At 71.6% G+C, this 18,781-nt stretch carries 12 protein-coding genes and 4 pseudogenes; 8 read left to right on the forward strand and 8 right to left on the reverse strand.

The genetic code is table 11. The features are described from left to right. Window positions 1-15 precede the first annotated feature (15 nt). From ACFWBW_RS17195 to ACFWBW_RS17215, 5 genes and pseudogenes are all read left to right on the forward strand, one after another. Window positions 16-1,071, forward strand: a complete 1,056-nt coding sequence (locus ACFWBW_RS17195) for a ferredoxin reductase (protein ID WP_385373219.1) — start codon at window positions 16-18, stop codon at window positions 1,069-1,071. Window positions 1,072-1,078: 7 nt separating this feature from the next. Beyond that, the gene (locus tag ACFWBW_RS17200) at window positions 1,079-2,197 is read left to right on the forward strand and encodes a fatty acid desaturase family protein (RefSeq protein WP_385373221.1); all 1,119 of its coding nucleotides are present in this window, start codon (window positions 1,079-1,081) and stop codon (window positions 2,195-2,197) included. Between the two features lie 673 nt (window positions 2,198-2,870). Then, window positions 2,871-3,413: pseudogene (locus tag ACFWBW_RS17205) on the forward strand (polysaccharide lyase family 1 protein); the annotation flags it as partial. Between the two features lie 100 nt (window positions 3,414-3,513). Next, window positions 3,514-4,746: a pectinesterase family protein gene (locus ACFWBW_RS17210; RefSeq protein ID WP_385373223.1), complete on the forward strand. Its 1,233-nt coding sequence runs from the start codon at window positions 3,514-3,516 to the stop codon at window positions 4,744-4,746. A 125-nt stretch (window positions 4,747-4,871) separates the two neighbouring features. Next, window positions 4,872-5,186: pseudogene (locus tag ACFWBW_RS17215) on the forward strand (sigma factor); the annotation flags it as partial. Window positions 5,187-5,606: 420 nt separating this feature from the next. Here ACFWBW_RS17215 and ACFWBW_RS17220 read toward each other — a convergent pair. The 4 genes and pseudogenes from ACFWBW_RS17220 to ACFWBW_RS17235 all read right to left on the reverse strand — a co-directional run. After that, window positions 5,607-6,167: pseudogene (locus ACFWBW_RS17220) on the reverse strand (SAM-dependent methyltransferase); the annotation flags it as partial. A gap of 18 nt (window positions 6,168-6,185) precedes the next feature. After that, window positions 6,186-7,376: pseudogene (locus ACFWBW_RS17225) on the reverse strand (glycosyltransferase); the annotation flags it as partial. Between the two features lie 181 nt (window positions 7,377-7,557). Then, the gene (locus ACFWBW_RS17230) at window positions 7,558-8,346 is read right to left on the reverse strand and encodes a VOC family protein (protein ID WP_385373225.1); all 789 of its coding nucleotides are present in this window, start codon (window positions 8,344-8,346) and stop codon (window positions 7,558-7,560) included. A gap of 113 nt (window positions 8,347-8,459) precedes the next feature. After that, on the reverse strand, window positions 8,460-10,103 hold the full coding sequence (locus ACFWBW_RS17235; RefSeq protein ID WP_385373227.1) for a GNAT family N-acetyltransferase: 1,644 nt from the start codon (window positions 10,101-10,103) through the stop codon (window positions 8,460-8,462). An 80-nt stretch (window positions 10,104-10,183) separates the two neighbouring features. Between ACFWBW_RS17235 and ACFWBW_RS17240 the strand changes: the two genes are divergently transcribed. Next, a complete protein-coding gene (locus tag ACFWBW_RS17240) occupies window positions 10,184-13,117 on the forward strand; it encodes a BTAD domain-containing putative transcriptional regulator (RefSeq protein WP_385373229.1) in 2,934 nt (977 codons plus the stop codon). Window positions 13,118-13,285: 168 nt separating this feature from the next. After that, window positions 13,286-14,056: a serine/threonine-protein kinase gene (locus ACFWBW_RS17245; RefSeq protein WP_385373231.1), complete on the forward strand. Its 771-nt coding sequence runs from the start codon at window positions 13,286-13,288 to the stop codon at window positions 14,054-14,056. A 22-nt stretch (window positions 14,057-14,078) separates the two neighbouring features. On the opposite strand, the gene ACFWBW_RS17250 is transcribed toward ACFWBW_RS17245, so the two are convergent. Beyond that, window positions 14,079-15,173, reverse strand: coding sequence for a GNAT family N-acetyltransferase (locus ACFWBW_RS17250; RefSeq protein ID WP_385373233.1), 1,095 nt, complete (start codon window positions 15,171-15,173; stop codon window positions 14,079-14,081). A gap of 558 nt (window positions 15,174-15,731) precedes the next feature. On the opposite strand from ACFWBW_RS17250, the gene ACFWBW_RS17255 reads away from it, so the two are divergent. Further along, a complete protein-coding gene (locus ACFWBW_RS17255) occupies window positions 15,732-16,013 on the forward strand; it encodes a hypothetical protein (RefSeq protein ID WP_385373235.1) in 282 nt (93 codons plus the stop codon). Window positions 16,014-16,221: 208 nt separating this feature from the next. On the opposite strand, the gene ACFWBW_RS17260 is transcribed toward ACFWBW_RS17255, so the two are convergent. The 3 genes from ACFWBW_RS17260 to ACFWBW_RS17270 are packed head-to-tail and all read right to left on the reverse strand — an operon-like array spanning window position 16,222 to window position 18,726. Next, window positions 16,222-16,461, reverse strand: coding sequence for a Trm112 family protein (locus ACFWBW_RS17260; RefSeq protein ID WP_385373237.1), 240 nt, complete (start codon window positions 16,459-16,461; stop codon window positions 16,222-16,224). Next, complete coding sequence (locus ACFWBW_RS17265) at window positions 16,445-17,380, reverse strand: hypothetical protein (protein ID WP_385373238.1); 936 nt, start codon at window positions 17,378-17,380, stop codon at window positions 16,445-16,447. Before ACFWBW_RS17265 ends, ACFWBW_RS17260 begins: the two co-directional genes overlap by 17 nt. Then, a complete protein-coding gene (locus ACFWBW_RS17270; protein ID WP_385373240.1) occupies window positions 17,377-18,726 on the reverse strand; it encodes a condensation protein in 1,350 nt (449 codons plus the stop codon). The genes ACFWBW_RS17265 and ACFWBW_RS17270 overlap by 4 nt, the downstream gene beginning before the upstream one ends. Between the last annotated feature and the right edge of the window lie 55 nt (window positions 18,727-18,781).

The raw sequence follows: 18,781 nt of genomic DNA on the forward strand, positions 1-18,781 counted from the left end.
CATCAAGCTGGAGCCATGACGAGTACAGCCCTCCGCAGCAGGGCGTGGAAACTGCTGGAGATGGTCACGACGCCGCTGCTGCCGTCGGACTACCTCGACCTGGTCAGCCCGCTGCGTGCGGGCGCCGACCTGCGTGGGCGCATCGAGGCCGTGCACCCCGAGACGGGGGACGCCGCGACCATCGTGATCAGGCCGGGACGGGGCTGGCGCGGCCACACCGCCGGTCAGTACGTCCGGATCGGGGTCGACGTCGACGGGGTGCGCCTGTGGCGTGCCTACTCCATCACCTCGCCGACGAACCGCCAGGACGGCCGCGTCACGATCACCGTGAAGGCGATCCCGGACGGCAAGGTCAGCAACCACCTGGTCCGCAGGGCGAAACCGGGCACGCTGATCCAGCTCGACCAGCCGACCGGTGACTTCGTGCTGCCGCAGGCCAAGCCCGCCAAGGTGCTGTACCTGACGGCCGGCAGCGGCATCACGCCCGTGATGGGCATGCTGCGCGACACCGAGTTCGACGACGTCGTCATGGTCCACTGCGCGCCACGGCCGCAGGACGTGATCTTCCGCAACGAACTGCACGACCTGGTCGCGGACAAGAAGCTGCGGCTCACCGAGGTGCACACCGACACGGACGGCATGCTCGACATCGCCCGCCTCGGCGAACTCGTGCCCGACTGGGCCGAGCGCGAGACCTGGGCCTGCGGACCCGCGGGCCTGCTCGACGCCGCCGAAGAGCACTGGGCCGCGCACGGCGTACAAGAACGCCTGCACACCGAACGCTTCCGCCCCGGCATCGTCGTCGCCGGCGACGGCGGCGAGGTCACGTTCAGCGTCACGGGCAAGACCGTCGACGCGGACGGCGCCACGCCGTTGCTGGACGTCGGCGAGGAGGCCGGCGTGCTCATGCCCTCCGGGTGTCGCATGGGCATCTGCTTCGGCTGCGTCACGCCGCTCAAGGCGGGCGCAGTCCGCGACCTGCGCACCGGCGAGATCACCGAGGCCGAGCCGGGCGTCCTCATCCAGACCTGTGTGTCCGCCGCGGCGGGCCCCTGCGACATCGAACGGTAGGAGCACCTTGACCGCCATCGACCCCACCGCCCATCTGACCGCTGAGCAGATCGAGGAGCTTGGCCGCGAGCTGGACGCGATCCGCGACGAGGTGATCGCCGACCGCGGCGAGAAGGACGCCGCCTACATCCGTAAGGTCATCTCGGCGCAGCGCAAGCTCGAGCTGGTCAGCAGGGGCGTGCTGCTGTTCTCGATCTTCCCGCCCGCGTGGCTGATCGGCACCGCCGGTCTGTCCGTGGCGAAGATCATGGACAACATGGAGATCGGCCACAACATCCTGCACGGCCAGTGGGACTGGATGCGGGACCCGAAGATCCACTCCACCACCTGGGAGTGGGATCACGTCTCGCCGTCCGAGCAGTGGAAGCACTCGCACAACGAGCTGCACCACACGTACACCAACGTGATCGGCAAGGACAACGACCTCGGCTACGGGATCATGCGCGTCGACGAGGACCAGAGGTGGCACCCGTTCCACCTCGGCCAGCCGCTGTGGAACTTCCTCAACGCCTGCTTCTTCGAGTACGGCATCGCGGCGTACGACCTGGAGCTCGGCAAGAACCTCACCAAGCGCCGCCGCAAGAACCCGGAGTTCCGCGCGCGGGCCAAGGCCGTGGGCCGCAAGATCCGCAAGCAGGTGCTCAAGGACTACGTGATCCACCCGCTGCTGTCGGGCCCGTCGTTCCTCCCCACGCTCGCCGCCACGTTCACCGCGAACCTGGTCCGCAACATCTGGACCCACTCGGTGATCATGTGCGGGCACTTCCCCGAGGGCGTGCAGGTCTTCGAGCGGCGGTCGATCAAGGGCGAGACGCGCGGCCAGTGGTACCTGCGCCAGATGATGGGCTCGGCGAACATCAGCGGCAGCAGGGCCATGCACTTCATGACCGGCAACCTGTCGCACCAGATCGAGCACCACCTGTTCCCGGACCTGCCGAGCAACCGCTACGCCGAGGTCGCGGTGAAGGTGCGCGCGCTGTTCGAAAAGTACGAGCTGGAGTACGTCACCGGCCCGCTGCCCAAGCAGGTGTTCTCCGCATGGCACAAGGTCTTCCGGCTCTCGCTGCCGAACAAGAAGCCCAAGGTCAAGGCGCCGGACCGTGAGCGGGAGCTCGTCGCGGCCTGATTCCCGGTACTGGTTCGGATCCTTCGGCCGTCCCGGCGGGGCCCCGCCGGATTCGGTGACAGGCTGACAACGCTCGTGACGTGTCGGCGTGCAGGATATTTCGGCGGGTGCTCGGCAACCTTTCGGGTTCCGGCGGCAACTGATGGGTGAACAGCGCACCTCACTCCAAGGAGCCACCGCCCATGTCTGCTTCCCCCCACCGCCGCCCCACTGGACGTCGAAGGCTTGCCCTGGTCGCAGTGGGCGCCCTGGTCGCCGCCGGTCTCGGCGCTGTGCCGCTGGTCGTGAGGCCGATGCCGTGGCGCCCGCCGACCTCGCCCACGGCGTGCTGCCAGCCCAGGACGGCTGGGCCGCGAGCGGCTCGGGCACCACGGGCGGCCGGGCCGCGGACGCGGCCCGCGTCTTCACCGTCTCCACCCGCGCCGAGCTGGCGAAAGCCCTGGCCGCAGGCCCGGCCGCCGCCCCGCGGATCGTCCGGGTCAAGGGCCTGATCGACGCGAACGCCGACGACAGCGGGAAGCGGCAAAGCTGCGCGGACTACGCCGCGGGCACCGGCTACTCGCTCGACTCCTACCTCAAGGCCTACGATCCCGCGGTCTGGGGCCGTGCCAAACTGCCGTCCGGCGCCCAGGAGGACGCCCGCAGGGCGGCTCAGGCCAGGCAGGCCGCCCGCATGGTCTTCACGGTGCCGGCGCACACGACCGTCATCGGTGTACCCGGCAGTGGAGCGGGCATCACCGGCGGCAGCCTGGTGGTGAAGAACGCCGACAACGTGATCATCCGCAACCTGTCGCTCACCGACGTCCGGGACTGCTTCCCGCAGTGGGATCCGACCGACGGTTCCGCCGGCAACTGGAACTCCGCCTACGACGCCGTCAGCCTGCGCGGCGCCACCCATGTCTGGGTCGACCACAACAGCTTCTCCGACCTCCCGCACCCGGACTCCGCCGAGCCGGTCCGCTTCGGCCGCCACTACCAGGTCCACGACGGCGCCCTGGACATCACCAACGCCTCCGACCTGGTCACCGTCGGGTACAACATATTCGGCAACCACGACAAGACGATGCTGATCGGCAGCAGCGACCAGGACACCAAACTTCGGGTGACGCTCCACCACAACGTCTTCCAAGGGGTGGTCCAGCGCGCCCCGCTCGCACGGGTGGGCCGGATCCACCTGTACGACAACTACTACGACACCACGGCCTCGGAGGGCTACAGGCACAGCTACAGCATCAACTCTCGTGCCGGTGCCCAGGTCGTCGCGCAGAACAACCACTGGAAGCTCTCCTCCGACCGGAAGGCCTCCCAACTGCTCAGTGGGGACGGCACCGGAGCCGTCGCGGGCAGCGGCAACCTCGTCGGCGGCGTCCCCGTCGACCTGGTCGCCGCCTACAACGCGGCCAACCCCGGGAAGAGGATCAAGACCACCGTCGGCTGGAAGCCCACCCTCACCGCCGGGCTGGAACCCGCCGCCGGACTGCCGAAGAAGCTCGCGGCGCAGGCGGGCGCGGGGGTCCTCACCGAGGCCGGAGGCCAGGGGGCGCACCCCGTCCGGTCCTGCCCCGTCCGCTCCTGCCCCGTCACGTCCCGCCGGCGCCCGTACGCTGACGGTCGCCGCCGACGGCTCCGCCGCCCACCGTTCCGTACAGGCGGCCGTCGACGCCGCCACCGCGGGCGACACCGTCCTCGTGGCGCGCGGCACCTACCGGGAGACGGTGAACGTCCCCGCCTCCAAGCACGGGCTGACCCTCAAGGGTGCCACCGGCAACGCGGAGGACGTCGTCATCACCTACGACAACGCCTCCGGCACGCCCAAGCCCGGAGGCGGTACGTACGGAACCGCGGGCAGTGCCACCGCGACCTTCTCGGCGAACGACATCACCGTCACCGGTGTCACGGTCGAGAACACCTGGCAGAGGTCGGCGCACCCGGGCGTCAAGGACACCCAGGCGGTGGCGCTCAACGCGTCCGGCGACCGCCAGCGGTACCTCAACTCGCGCTTCATCGGGCACCAGGACACCGTCCTGAACTGGGCTCCCTCGGCCACCGGCCAGTACCGCCAGTACTTCCGCCACTGCTTCGTCGCGGGCGACGTCGACTTCGTCTTCGGCAACGCCACCGCCGTCTACGACCACGTCAACATCACCCTGCGCGACCGGGGCGCCGCGGCCGGCGGTCACAACGGCTACCTCGCCGCACCGAACACCGACTCGGCCAAGCCGTACGGGATCCTCATCACCGACAGCACGATCAGCAGCCCCGCCCAGCCCCGGACCTACTACCTCGGCCGGCCCTGGCACCCCGGCGCGAGCGCGGTCGGCCGGCTGGTCATCCGCAACACGACTCTGCCCGCGGCCGTCAAGACCGAGGGGCCGTGGACCGACATGGGGGGCTTCTCCTGGAAGGCGGCCCGGTTCGCCGAGTACGCCAACACGGGCCCCGGCGCCGGCACCGGAGCCAACCGGCCCCAGCTCGGCCCGGACCAGGCGGCAACCCACACCACCCGCGCCTACCTGGCCGGTACCGACGGCTGGAACCCGACGGGATGACGGGCGCGACCGTGCTGACCGGCCCCGGGCGGACGGAACCGCCCGAACGGACATTCGGGCGGACTGTTGCTCTCCGGTACCTTCCTGAGATCGCCCCCGCCGTACCGAGAGGCCGTACCGAGGTCATGACCGAAGACCAGGCGGCCGCGGAGTTCCACGCGTTCTTCGAACGCCACCACGCCGAACTCTCCCGGCTGGCATAACTGCTGACCGGAGAGGCGGACGCAGCCGACGACCTCGCCGCGGACGCGATGATCGCGCTCTGGCGCCACTGGGACAGGGCCCGCGGCGCCGACTGCGCGGCTGCCTAGGCCCGCGGAATCGTCGCCAACCTCGCCCGCAGCCGGATCCGGAGCACGGTGCGCGAGCGGCGGCGCGTCCTGCTGTTCTGGTCTCACCGCCCGGAGCGCACCGACGGGCCGGACATGGCCGCCGTCATGCCCTGGCGGTGAGCGCCGCCAGGCACACGCCGGACGTGCCGCCGACCCCGACGGCCGCTGCCCCGTCCGCCACCGGCCGCGTGGCGCCGCCGACGACGGCTGCGGGCAGCCGGACGCAGGACGGCCCGCTGTGGGCCGACGGCTCGGTCGACCCCCACAGCAACGCCTACTGGGCACAGAGCAACAGCAGCACGTCCAGCGCCTGCGCGAGATGCCGGCCCCCGGCCCCGCCCGCAGCGGCGGCCGCCAGTCCTCCGGACCCCGCCGCACCGGAGCCGCCGGGAGCCGGTGACCCGGGCCGTTGATGCCTGCCTGGTCAGGCCGACGCAGCCGGACCCGGAGCGGGCGTGAGTTCGGTCCGGGCTGCACGGAGCGGCCAGGCCCGCTTTCCGGCGTGCTGGGGCTCACTGGCAGCGTGGGCAGCTCGCTGCGAGTGCTGACATGGCCGTGGACGGGGGTCCATCCATCGGCGACGACGCTGTCCACCGTGGTCGCCAGGTCGGCGAGTTCACCGAACATCTCGGCGGCCTCCGGCGAAGGGGCGCGGTCCCAGAACGACTCGCCCACCAGAACGCGGCCACCGGGAGCCAGGTGCCTACGGGCCGCTGCGAGGGTGGGGAGGAGACCGCCGAAGGCATGCGTGGCGCCGACGCTGATCACCAGGTCGAACGGCCGAGGAGAGCCGAAGTCCGCGGCCTCCTGCTGATGGAGGACCAGCCGGTCTCCGACCCCGAGTTCGCTCGCTGCCTGGCGGGCCCGCGTCAGGGACACTTCGGAGACGTCGACGCCCTCGGCGCGCAGGTACGGGCGCTTCGCCAGCGCGCGCAAGAGCCACTCCGCCGTGCCGCATCCGAGGTCGAGCACGCGCTCGTCGCCCCGCGGGAGGCAGCGGTCGAGCAGCTGGGTCACCGACTCGTCGGAGAGCGGAGACTTGATCGGGTGGTCGGCGTGGGCGATCGCGGAGATCTGTTCACGGCTCATCGGTGCGGTCTGCTTCGTGTCGAGGATCAGCTTCGCGGCCACCGCCGTGCCGTCGGTGCGGATCGTGGCGGCGACGGCCTTCGCCCGTGCTTCGGTCTCCGGGGTCAGGGCCGTCACGAGTGCGGCGGACAGGGATTCGAAGGTCGGGGTCGGACCGTCGTGTGCCGCGCCGATGCCCAGCTCGGCCACGCGGGCGGCCCAGTGCGGCTGATCCACGAACTGGGGCACCACCACCTGGGGTGCACCGGCCCGCGCGGCCGTGGTCGTGGTGCCCGCGCCGCCGTGGTGGACGACGGCCGCGACCCGGCGGAACAGTGACTGGTGGTTGACGTCGCCGACGGCGAAGCAGTCGTCCGAGTCGTCCACCAGGCCCAGGTCGGCCCAGCCACGGGAGACGAGCACGCGGCGTCCCTGCGCGCGGGCCGCTTCGACGGTTGTCCGGGCGATGTCGGAGGCCGTTCCCATGGGCATGCTGCCGAAGCCGACGTACACCGGCGGGGTGCCGGCGTCCAGGAACGCCTCCAGATCGGCGGGCAGGGGGCGTTCGTCGGGCAGGATCCAGGCGCCGGTCTGTATGACGTCGAGGTTCGTCAGCCGCTGCCAGGGGCCCAGGACCGGGTCCACCGCCAGCCACGGCCGTTCCGTGAACACGTGGTCGCGGACGTTGTCCACCGGCGCGAGGCCGATCGCCGCGCGGTGGGCATTGAGGGGCTGGAGGTAGAGGGCGTTGACCTTCTGGGCGTCCAGGTCCCACAGCGCCTGGTTGTCGGTCATGCCGGGCGGAGCCGGCGGGCCGGGCCGCGGCGACGGCCGGTAGTGCTCGGAGGGCATCTCGAACGGGTGGAAGCCGGCGTACACGTAGCGGATGCCCAGCTTTTCGGCCACCGACCGGACTCCGGCCGGCATCAGACCGCTCGCCACCAGCACGTCACAGTCCTCGGCAGCCTTGCCGACCGTGTCGAAGTGCGCGGCGACCAGCTCGGCCGCGAACGCGGCCGGGTCCGACGGGGGCGCGTGCGTCCGCAGCGCGCGCACGTCCCGCCCGAAGGGCACCAGCTCGGCGCCGACCCCGGCCAGCAGTTCCGCGAACTCCTCGTCCGGCGGTGCGCACACCCGGACCTCCGCACCGCGGTTCCGCAGCTCGGCCGCCAGTCCCGCCAGCGGTGCGATGTCGCCGCGGGATCCGTACGCCATCAACAGCACTCGCATGTCGTCCTTCTCATTTCTGTGGGTGCCGGTCTCGGCCGGCCCTCGTGCGGCAGGACCCGGTCGGATCTGCCCCGGGCCCCTTGGGCCGGTTCGTGTCGGGGGGGAGGTGGCGAATCGTGTTGCCTTCACCCTGCATTCGCGACGGTGAAGGGAGCGGGAATGATCGACTGTGTCTCCTGAATCACCGGGCCCAGGGCAGTTCACGGGTGCCCTCGGTGCCGGGAACGGAGGCGACCCCGTCGGCGGGCATCGAGACGTGGGCCTCGGCCCGTTCCAGAGCGTGGATCCGGCGGAGACGGCCCGCCGGCAGGATCAGGGTCTGGCCGGCCGCAACCTTCACCGTACGACCGCGGCAGGTCACCTCCAGCATGCCCGCGGTGACCGTCCAGACCTGCTCCCGGCTGATGGAGTGCTCGGGACCGGTGGCGCCCGCCTCCATCGCGACAGTCCACGTGCTGAGTTCGGTGCTGCCGCGGCTGGGGGCCGCCAGGCCGGCCATGGTGGCGTTCGGGGAGATGGTGACGTGGCCGGTGGAGGGCGTGATCACGACCACGGCGGCGCTCTCCTCGTCGCCCGCCGGATCGGCGTCGCCGACGGATGTCCACTCGACGAGCTGGACGACGACGCCGTTCGGGTCGGTCATCTGGAACAGCCGCTCCCCCCAAGGCTCTTCGCGCAGCGGCATGGTGATGGGGGCACCCGCGGCGCGCAGCCGGGCCTCCTCCGCCGCGAGGTCGGCAACGGTGAGCGCCAGGATCAGACCGGCCGCCCGCTGGTCTCGCTGCTCGGGCGGGAGGACGTCCGTACCTCCGCGGAGCAGGACGACGTCCACGGCGGCGTCTTTGCGACTCAGGGACACGAAACCGTCGTCGGCCATGGCCACTTCGTAGCCGAGGTGGGTGCACAGGAACGCGCGGGAGGCGTCCACGTCGGCGACGGTCAGGGAGAGGGTGGAGGAGGAGACGTTCATGACAGCACCTTCGCGAAGTGAGTGAGGGAGAAACCGGTGTCGAACGCCTGCCCGCCGAACGGGTCTTGGACCACGGTGCGGGGGTGGGAGGCGCGTGTGGAGGCGGCCACGGATCAGGTAGCGGGCACGTCGAGTTGGAGCTCGCACGTGCGCCGGTAGGAGCGGAACCCCAGGCGGTGGTTGACCGCCAGCATGTGGACGTTGTCGTCGGCGTTGTCCGTCTCGATCTCGACGACGCCGGGGTGCTCGGCGCGCAGGAGGTTGGCCATGGCGGCCTTGACCCACAACCCCAGCCCGTGGCCGCGGTGTTCCGGCACGACCGCCGTGTCGTACTGCTGGACCCGCGGCGGCGCTCCATGGGGGATCAGGATCTCGGTGTAGCCGGCCACGGCCCCGCTGTCGTGCACGGCGGCGAGGGTCAGCAGGGTGTCCCCGCGGTCGGCGACCACGGCGGCCATGGCGCGAACGCGATCCGCGTCCCACGCCACGCTCCCGTAGTCCAGGTCACCGACGGGCGCGTCGTTCATCGCGTTCTTGGCAGCGGCGAAGGCGGCGGCGAGGCCGTCGGGAACCGTTCCGGTCCAGCCGGTCAGCCGGTACCCGGGGTGCTTGGCATCGGCGATCCGGAGCAGGTCGGCCCCGTCCGTCTCGTCGAGGCGCAGCAACAGGTGACTCAAGGCCAGCGCCCGGCGGAAGCCCCTTCGTCCGCTGAAGGCTTCGCCCGGACCGTCGGCCGCGGTCGTGGCGATCAGGCTGCGCCGGTTCTCGGCGCGGCAGGCGGCAACGACCGCTGACAGGAGGAGGGAGCCGGTTCCCAGGCGCCGGTGTGCGGGGTCGACGTGGAGTTCCAGCTCGGCCAGGTGCTCCTGGCCCGCGGAGGTGAACACCCGCAGGGAGGCGACTCCGACGGTGACCCCGTCCGTGCCGGTGGCCACCCACATCAGCCGGCGGCTGCCCAGAGGGGGCTGGGTGAGCTGGGCGTGGATCTGTCCGGGTTCGGGGGTCGGTACTCCCGGCAGGTCATGGGCCGTCGAGGCAGCGACGACCCGATGCCACGCGAGGGCTTCGGCGGCCGAGACGTGCTGGAGCGGGTTGACTTGTACTGATGTGGGCAAGGTGGGCAAGGTGATGGCCTTCGTGGTCGAGTTGGTCGTGCGTCGGATACTTGAGTCACTTCGAACGCCCGCGGTACTTCGCGTACGTGGGTCGGTCGTCCAGTCGGTGTGGCGCACAAGCGGCCAGTCGACGTCGACACGGGCGGCCGTCGCGAGGTAGTTGGTGAACACGTTGAGAGCGACATGGGCGATGACCTCGACGATCTGCCCGTCGGACAGCCCGGCGCGCCGGGCCGCGGCCAGCTGCTCGTCGGCAACGGTTCCACGGTCACGGACCGTCGCGGCGGCCAGCTCCAAGACAGCGGTGGCCCAGGGGGCGTCGGCCTTTCCCCGGCGTGCGCTGGTGGCATCGGCCGCACTCAGCCCGGCCGCCATGGTCCCGCGGAACGCATGCACGGACAGGCAGTAGTCGGACCCGTTCTCCTGCGCCACCAGCAACGCGATGCTCTCGCGCACATCCGCCGGCAGGGTTCCCTCCGCGCTCAGCAGGGTGACGACGCCCAGGTACCCCTTCAGTACGGCCGGGCTGTTGGCCATCACCCTGGCCAGGTTGGGGATGACCCCCAGGGCCCGGTGCGTGGCGGTGAACAGAGCTGCGGTTTCACCGGTCGCGATCTCCGGTTCAACGGTGTGGAGTGACATGCCGGTAACCATGCGGCTTGATCTTGATACATTCGCGATGCTTCTTCGATGCACGCACTGGTGACCCCGGGGGTAACGGCATGCGGTTCACGATCCTCGGCCCGGTGGAGGCCCTGGCTCCCGGTTCGGAAGCGCCCGGCCTGGCACCCCGTCATCGTGCGGTACTCGCCTACTTGCTGCTGCACGCCGGGGTCGCGATCAGCACGGATCGTCTGATCGACGCGATGTGGGGGCCGCTGGCACCGGATTCCGCCCGCGCACAGATCCAGACCACGATCGCCGCGATCCGACGGATGCTGCGGGCTTCGGAAGCCGACGGGATGCTGGCCACGCGACCGGCCGGCTACGTGATCACCACCGAGCCGGGGCAACTCGATCTGGACGAGTTCACCAGCCTGACCGCGAGTGCAGCGGCCGTCTCCGACGAGCCGGGGGACGCCGTGGACCGGATACGTGCGGCGCTGGCGCTGTGGCGGGGGGAGCCGCTGGCCGACGTCACCGCCCATTACGTCCAGAGCGCCAGAGCGCGTCTCAACGGCCAACTGCTGGCCGCCGTCGAGCGCCTGGCCGAGTTGGATCTGGCCCGGGGGCGGCATGAAGACCTCATCGACGAGCTGTCCGTCCACGCGGCCGCCAACCCCTTGCGGGAACGGCTCTGCTGCCAGTTGATGCTCGCCCTGCACCGCGACGGACGCCAGACCGACGCGCTGGAGGTGGCGAGGACCTTCCGGGCGACCCTGGCCGATCAGCAGGGGCTGGACCCAGGCCACGCGTTCGGCAAGCTCGAGCAGGACATCCTGCGGGACGCCCCCGATCTACGGCCACCCGTCACCGCGCCGGCGAAGCCGCCGCAGGGGACCAATTTCCTTCCCTACGACGTCCCGGACTTCACCGGACGCGAGGGCGAGCTGGACGGCCTGATCCGCCTGTGGTCGGGCAACAACGGCGGCGTCGTGACCATTTCGGCGATCGACGGGATGGCCGGGGTGGGCAAGACGACGCTCGCGGTCCACGCGGGGCACCGCCTCGCGGACCACTTCCCGGACGGACAGCTCTTCGTCGACCTGCAGGCGCACACCGCCGGGCAGGCGCCCCTCGACGCCGGCGCCGCGCTCGAGATACTCCTGGGGCAACTGGGCGTGCCCACCCAGCAGATACCGGCGTCGGTCGCCGACCGCGCCGCACTGTGGCGGTCCGAACTCGCGGGCCGCCGCGTGCTGGCCGTCCTGGACAACGCCCTCGGCGCCGACCAGGTACGCCAGTTGCTGCCCGGCTCCTCCCGTGCCCTCATCCTGATCACCAGCCGCCGGCGGCTGACCGACCTGGACGGGGCACATGCCCTGTCCCTGGACGTGCTGCCCGCCGCGGACGCGCTGGAGCTCTTCACGGCGATCGTCGGCCAACGGGCGGCTGACGAACCCCTGGCCGTCCTCGACGTCCTGCAGCTGTGCGGATTCCTGCCGCTGGCCGTCCGCATCGCCGCCGCCCGCCTGCACCACCGCCCGCGCTGGACCGTCGCCTACCTGGCCGACCGGCTCCGCGACCAGCGCCGCAGGCTCTCCGAGCTGGCCACCACGGAGCGGGGAGTGGCAGCGGCGTTCACCCTGTCCTACGAGCAGCTGACCGCGGATCAGCAGCGCATGTTCCGGCTCCTGGGACTCCAGCCAGGCCGCGATATCAGCCCCGAGGCGGCCTCCGCGCTGGCCGACCTCCCGCTGGACGACGCCGAGACGCTCCTGGAAGACCTCCTGGACGCCCACGTCCTGAGCCAGCACCAGCTCGGCCGCTACACCTTCCACGATCTGCTGCGCGAACACGCCCTCGCCACCGCGGCCGCCCAGGAACCGCCGGGCGCCCAGCGGGAGGCCCTCGACCGGCTGTTCCACCACTATCTCCACACGGCGTGCGCGGCCATCGACCACCTCTACCCCGAGGGCAAGAACCGCAGGCCGCGCGTCCCCGCGCCAAAGACCCCGGCCTGGCCCCCGCGGGACGAGGCCGAGGCGATCATCTGGCTGGACGGCGAACGCGCGAACCTCATGGCGTCCGCCCAGTACGCGGCCGAGTACGACTGGCTCCCGCACGTCGGCCAACTGGCCGCCACCTTGCACCGCTACCTGCTGGGCCACGCCCACCAGGCCGACGCGCTGGTCCTCAACGGCCTGGCACTGCGAGCCGCCCGCCTGAGCGGCGACACAGCCGCCGAAGCCCGTACGCTCATCGACCGCGGTCAGGTGCACTTCTGGTGGCACGGCGACTACGAGCAAGCGGCCGAGCACTTCCGGCAGGCCTTGGACCTCGCGCGCGGGATCGGCGACCAGGGCCTGGCGGCCAGCGCGCTGGCGGCCCTCGGCACCGTCTCCACGCGGCGGCGGGAGTACGACCGGGCCCACGACCAGTGCGCGCAGTCCCTCGCGCTCTTCCGGGAACTCGGCGACCGCGGTGGCGAAGCCAGGTGCCTGACCGACCTCGGCATCGTCCACGAACGCCAAGGACGTTACGAGGACGCCCACGAGCACCACCGGCAATCGCTGCTCGCGTACCGCGAGACGGGATCCCGCATCGGCGAGACCGTCGTGCTGAACAACATCGGGCTGCTGTACCAACGGCAAGGCCGCTACGACGAGGCCCGGCACCATCACCGTCAGGCCCTGGACCTGAGCCGCAGGTTCGACTTCCCCGGAGACGAGGCCGAGTCGCTCAACGCCCTTGCGGAGGCCGCCCGGTCCACGGGCGACCTCGCCCAGGCCGCGGCCGAACACCACGCCGCGCTGACCATCGCTCGCGAGTGCAGCTACCGCCCCGAGCAGGCCCGCGCCCACAACGGGCTGGCGCACGTCCACCGCGACCTCGGCCGCATCGACCTCGCCCACGACCACGCCCGACAGGCCCTCGACCTGTACACCGCCCTCGCGGTCCCCGAGGCAGACGAGATCCGCACCTTTCTCGCAGGGCTGCCGGCAACCCCGGGCGAGCCCGAGCCGTCGCCGTCCACCGCCGGCCGGCCGTCCTGAACACCATCAACCCTGGGCACGAGGGGGATCAGGGCACGACAGGGCCTGACACCGGCCGCTCGCCGTGGTGTCACCGATGGTTTCGAAGACTTGCGCCGCCCGCAGGTCTCTCCCGCGGTGGGCCGTTCACCAGGGTGTGCCGCGACCAGGTCGACGGTGGGGGAACCGGTGGGTGTCGAGAACAAGGGATCCGAGCCGGGCGTGCGCGTGCTCGGGCACTACGAGGTGGCCGGGCTGCTGGGCGCCGGCGGCATGGGCGAGGTGTACCTGGCGCACTCGCCGTCGGGCCGTGCGGTGGCCGTGAAGGTGATTCGCGAGGAGCTGGCGGATCGTCCCGGGTTCCGCGAGCGCTTCGCGCGCGAGGTGGCAGCTGCCCGTCAGGTCAGCGGGGCCTTCACCGCCCCGGTGGTCGACGCCGACACCACGGGGCCGGTGCCGTGGATGGCCACCCCGTACGTGGCCGGCCCCAGCCTCGCCGACCGGGTCGCCGCATCCGGCCCGCTCACCGCGGACGCCGTCTGGCAGCTCGGCTCGGGCCTCGCGGAAGCGTTGCGCGACATCCACCGGGTCGGGCTCGTCCACCGGGACTTCAAGCCGGGCAACATCCTGCTCGCCGAGGACGGCCCGCGCGTCATCGACTTCGGCATCTCACGGGTCCCCGACGCCACCGCGCTCACCCAGACCGGGGAACTCCTGGGAACGCCGCCGTACATGGCGCCGGAGCAGTTCCAGAGCGGCCGCGACGCGGGTCCGGCGGCGGACGTCTTCGCGCTGGGAGCCGTACTGGTTCACGCGGCGACGGGACACGGCCCCTTCGACGCCGACGGGCCGTACGCGGTCGCCTGGAAGGTGGTCCACGAGGACCCCGACCTGACCGGACTCCCCGCATCCCTCCTCCCCGGTGGCCGCATCTACTCCTTCGACGGATCGGCCCCCTGAACTCGGCGAGGACAGGGCAAGCTCAGGGGCGGCGGCCGCCGCGGACCTCGCCGATTGCCTCCAGGGTGTGTACGGCTGCGGCCTTGAGCCGAGGGCGCCCTCTCACGAAGCGGCGGAGGGCACGTGACGGTTCGCGGCTGAGCCAGTGGAGAGCCGCACCGGGCCTGGGCCGTAGGACGGCACCCTCGTGCACCACGAGCTCTCGTGTCTTGAGGGAGTCCTTGTAGGCGGCGTCACCCCTGCCGAGGTCGAGCAGTTCGATGCCGGCGGCAGCGGCGGCCTCGATCAGGCGGAGATGGAGAACGAGACCCGGGGAGAACGTGGCGAAGCTCCGGTCGTAAGCGGGGAACCAGTAGGACAGGACGGTGCGTGAGCGCATTCCGAAGTGTGCGGCGACGGGCCTGTCACCTGCGTAGAGCACCGAGAGCACGCCCGAGCAGGCGGGTGTGCTGGTGTCGGCGAGGTTGCGCACCAGGTTGCTGATCCAGTCCTGCGCGAACCGGTCGCGTCGGCCTGTTCGGCGGTACTGGGCAGATTTCCACGCCATCAGCGTCCGCAGGGCCGCCGGGTTTCGTTCGTCGAACACGAACTTCAGAGGCCCGGCTTGACGTGCCAGGCGGCGGTCCTGTGCCAGCGTGGATTTGAGGAACTTGCGGGAGCGCGTGCGGAGCAGCTCCTCGTAGTGGGCGTAGCCGCTGGTGAGGTCGATGACGGGCGAGGCGAACCGCCCCGTCGCGAAGGGGAGGAACAGGTCCTGGCCGCTTTCGAGGTGGTTGAACCCCCAGACGGCCAGGGAACTGGCACGCAGCAGCTCGTGCGGATCCACGTGCAGGTCGGGGTGCAGGACGGCGCCCTGGCAGTCGGAGACGCCGAGGCCGACCGCGCGGCCGCGGCCCCACCGTGCGCGCTCGAAGGGGAAGAAGCCGGCGGGCTCGCCGTCCTGGCGTACGACCGCAACCCTGGTACCCGGCCGGACACGGCCGACCGCCTGGCAGAACTCCGGGCTCATGAAGGGATTGGCCAGGGGTGCCGTCCTGGCCCGCAGTTCGCCCCACAGCTCTACGTCTGCCGGGCTCATGTCGGCAGGATGAATCACGTCGATGCGTCGGGTGGTCATTTCGGCTCCTGCTGCTCGGACTGCTCACGGGGCCGTGACCGGTCTGCCACCACACGAGGAGTGGGGCTGCCGGCCGGGCCGAGGACAACGGGCGCACAGGCATGCCCCGGCGTCGTCGGCGAGCCGGGGGACGGTTTCCTCCTCCCCTTTGCAGAACCTGCTCGACGGTGAAGGGGAGCCGCGATACGTGGGCGCCTACGGCCTCACGACTGCCGAAGCCTCGGCAGCCACGGGCGAGGACCCCGAGGCGGGCCACGGCGCACCACCGCGTCGGCCAGGAGGACTTCAGGAGGGCATGCGCCCCTTGGGCTGCTTCGCGGCTCGACGACCGGCCGTGGGCCCTGCTCGGCTCCTTGGGCGGTCCAGGGGACGAACAGAGCGCGCAGACGTACGGCCAAGCAGCCCAGCTCCTCCTGCACCGCGCTCACCATCCGCGAGCAGGCGGTGTCGGCGGCGCGCAGTGCCCAGCCGATGGCGAGCGTCATGGCGAGGTAGGACATGCCCCACGGGCCGTTGTGGGAAGAGGCCGACGCGGACTCAGGGGCATCGCTGAGATGAGTGAACCACCAGCAGGTGGCTGCCTGTGCGGCGGTCATGGCGCTCAGGTCGGTACTCAACGAGCCCGGCCTTCCGGCTCGAGTCAAGGCCGCGGCGAAGAGTCCCAGTACGGCGATCAGACATGCGTTTGCCGAGGACGTGCCGGCGAAGACCAGATGGTGTCCTGCGGCTGCCAGCACTGTCGCCATGACGGCAAAGGAGGCAGCCCGCGTCACTCCTCTTGCGGACGCGGAAGCCGAAGCGAAAGGAAGAAGGAGAACCGAGGAGAACAGGAACGAGTGAGCTGCCATGACAGGTCCCATACTCGGCGAGAGGTCACGCACGGCGCCGTGGAATGAGACGGCTGGTGTACTCGAACCTTCGCTCCAGGAGGAGTCCTAAAGAGTTCCCCCCGGGCAGGTGGCGGGGAGAAACGATCCCACCCCGCCCGTGACGGGCTCAGGGGGGCGGCCCGGGCGTCCTCAACCTGTCGCTCTGAGTGGGGTGCCCCTCACGAGGCGGGAGGCACGCGCTTCTCGATTCTGGAGAGGAGCTCCTGGTGCCGGACGCTGTCGAGGGTGAGGGCGTCGAGCGGGCGCAGGTAGGGGAGGTTGTCGCGGATCGGGTAGCCGCGCCGTAGACGGGGGTTGTAGAGGAGTTCTTCTTCGGCGACGTGGACGAGCGGACCCTTGTCCACGGGGCAGGCGAGGAGGGGGAGGAGGCGAGGGTCGGGCTCAGTGGGTTGTTGCACGGCGGGGTTCTCCTTGACGGGTCGGTGCGGGTGACGGTTCCTCGTGGCGCGGAAGCGCGAGCAGGACGAGGACGGCGAGTGCGGTGCCGCCGAGGCGCAGCGCCAGCCGGATTGGGTCGGTGGGGAGTTGTTCGTCGAAGACCACGGTGCCGGCGATGACGGTGAAGATGCTGGACACGGTGGTGGTGACCGGGACGATCACGGAGGCGCGGTGGCGTTGGAGCGCGGTCTGGGACAGGGCGAGACCGGCTGCTCCGGTGGCGACGAGCAGCCAGGGGTGCGGTCCGCGCAGGAGCTCGGGCAGGGCCGTCGTCACCGGTCGGTCGGCGAGCACGGCCGAGGTGCCCTTGATGGCGAGTGAGCTCACCCCGTACAGCAGCCCGAGGGCGACGCCGTACGGTACGCCGGAGCTGCTGCGGCGGTGCCGGCGTCCGGCCCGGCGCAGCGAGGCGAGGAACAGCGAGAGTCCGAAGGCGAGGCAGGGGAGGCAGACGGCTAGCAGGGGCAGGACGGGTGCCGCGGCTCCCACCTGGTTCCCGTCGGCTCCGCCGTCGCCTAGCGAGCCGATGACGGCGAGCAGGGCGAGCAGGATGACGCCGGTCGCGAGGAGTTCCCGGCGGCCCGGGCGCTCACCCAGGGCGACGGCGGAGAGGGCGATCAGGAGCACCGTCCCGGAGAGGAACACCCCCTGGGCGGCGGCGATCGGGAGCAGTTGATAGACCTTCAGCTGGGCACCGAAGCCCAGGCCCAGCACGGTGAAGCCCAGCAGCCAGCCGGGGCTGGAGGCCAGGGCCCGGAGCAGGTGCAGCGGGCGGCGGGGGTCCAGCGCGGGGAGGGCGGCCAGCGCGCGCTTCTCGAGGACGAAGCCCGCGCTGTAGAGGGCGTTGGCGAGCAGGGCGACCGCGACGCCGATGATCATCGGCGGCTTCCTTCCTGCGCCAGTGCGTCAAGGTTCTCGGCGCAGCGCCGGGCGAGCTCGGCGGCGGCGGTCCGGTCGAGCAGCTGGTGGCAGTGGCGGACGGCGAGGTGGAGGCGGCCGTCGAGGGTGAGGGCGCTGACGGAGAGCCCGCGGGGCATCCGCACGGGTGCCGAGAACCACAGTGCGTCGGGCGGGCCGGCGGGGCCGAAGTCGAGCGGGTGGGTGACCCGGCCGAGGTTGCTGACCAGGGCGGTGGACGTCCAGGGTGCGGCGACGCGGCGCAGAGCCCGGGTCAGCGGGGCCTTGGCGCCGAGGGGCAGCCAGGGGGTGCTGACCAGACCGGCGACGAGGCCGCCGCTGGTGACGGGGGCGGCCTTGGCGGCGCGGGTCTGCGCGCTGATCCGGCCCAGCAGCGTGGCGGCACCGGCACCGGCGTCGGGGGCGGGCGTACTGGTTCGGATGGTTGCCAGGTGGTTGTGGTTGCCCATGGGGGCGCCGGGGGCGAGTGGCCCGTACGGGCGATCGTCGATCGGCATCGACAGGTGGATCGGGCCGGTGGGGTGGTTGTGCCGGTGGTTCCATTCGGCCAAGGTCAGCTGAACCGCCGTCAAGAGCAGGTCGTTGACGGTCGGGCGGGGTCGGCCGGAGCCGGTCCGGGGGAGTGGGAGCACGCTGAGGTGGACACCCGTGCCGGGAGAGGGGTTTGCGGCGGGCGCGATCCGCACGGGGCGGCCACCACGGCCGGCGGCTGCCGCGGAGACGTCGGCCGAACCCGCGGAGCGCTGCCCGCTCTCACCGGTGGTGGTGTCACCAGTGTGCTCGACCGAGCCGTCGGGGCTCTTCAGGTTGCTGATCGCACCGGCGGAGCGTTCCCCGGCCGAAGCGGCCGAACCGGCCGAACCGGCCGAGCGCCCCCCGCCCGGGGTGCCGGAGTAGTGGTCGGCGAGGTCGCAGAGCAGCCGAAGACAGGTTCCGGCGTCCGCGAGGGTGTGCGCCGCCGTCAGGAGCAGGGCGGTGCCGCCACCGGGTGTGGGTGCGGTCTCCAGCCGCAGTGGTGGGCCGGCCGCCAGCGGGGGCGGTTCGGTGAGGGCGCGGTGGCGGGTGGTGCCCAGGTCGGCGGTGGCGGCCACGGCGGTGGGGCCGATCGGTGCCGGCTCCCAGTGGTAGCGCCGTTGCCACCAGTGGGAGTCGCACTGTCGCACCTGGAGCGTGGGGTGGTCGGCCAGGGTCCGGGTGAAGGCGGCCCGGAGCCGCTCGACGTCGACGGTGCCGGGGAGGTGGGCCTCGACGTGGACGGTGTCCGCGTCCAGGTGCTCCTGCAGCAGGTGGCGCGAGTACTCGTCCATCGCGGGGAAGGGGACGCGCCCCTGTCGCCCGGACGGGGTCCGGGCGGCAGGGGCG

Origin of the sequence: Streptomyces sp. NPDC059957, assembly GCF_042730015.1 — a bacterium.
Lineage (GTDB): Bacteria > Actinomycetota > Actinomycetes > Streptomycetales > Streptomycetaceae > Streptomyces.

Excerpts from the sequence above, each read along its gene's own strand:
- ACFWBW_RS17195 (WP_385373219.1), top strand. The coding sequence starts at position 16 with ATGACGAGTACAGCCCTCCGCAGCAGGGCGTGGAAACTGCTGGAGATG.
- ACFWBW_RS17235 (WP_385373227.1), bottom strand. The coding sequence starts at position 10,103 with ATGTCACTCCACACCGTTGAACCGGAGATCGCGACCGGTGAAACCGCA.
- ACFWBW_RS17230 (WP_385373225.1), bottom strand. The coding sequence starts at position 8,346 with ATGAACGTCTCCTCCTCCACCCTCTCCCTGACCGTCGCCGACGTGGAC.
- ACFWBW_RS17270 (WP_385373240.1), bottom strand. The coding sequence starts at position 18,726 with ATGGACGAGTACTCGCGCCACCTGCTGCAGGAGCACCTGGACGCGGAC.
- ACFWBW_RS17250 (WP_385373233.1), bottom strand. The coding sequence starts at position 15,173 with ATGACCACCCGACGCATCGACGTGATTCATCCTGCCGACATGAGCCCG.
- ACFWBW_RS17240 (WP_385373229.1), top strand. The coding sequence starts at position 10,184 with ATGCGGTTCACGATCCTCGGCCCGGTGGAGGCCCTGGCTCCCGGTTCG.
- ACFWBW_RS17265 (WP_385373238.1), bottom strand. The coding sequence starts at position 17,380 with ATGATCATCGGCGTCGCGGTCGCCCTGCTCGCCAACGCCCTCTACAGC.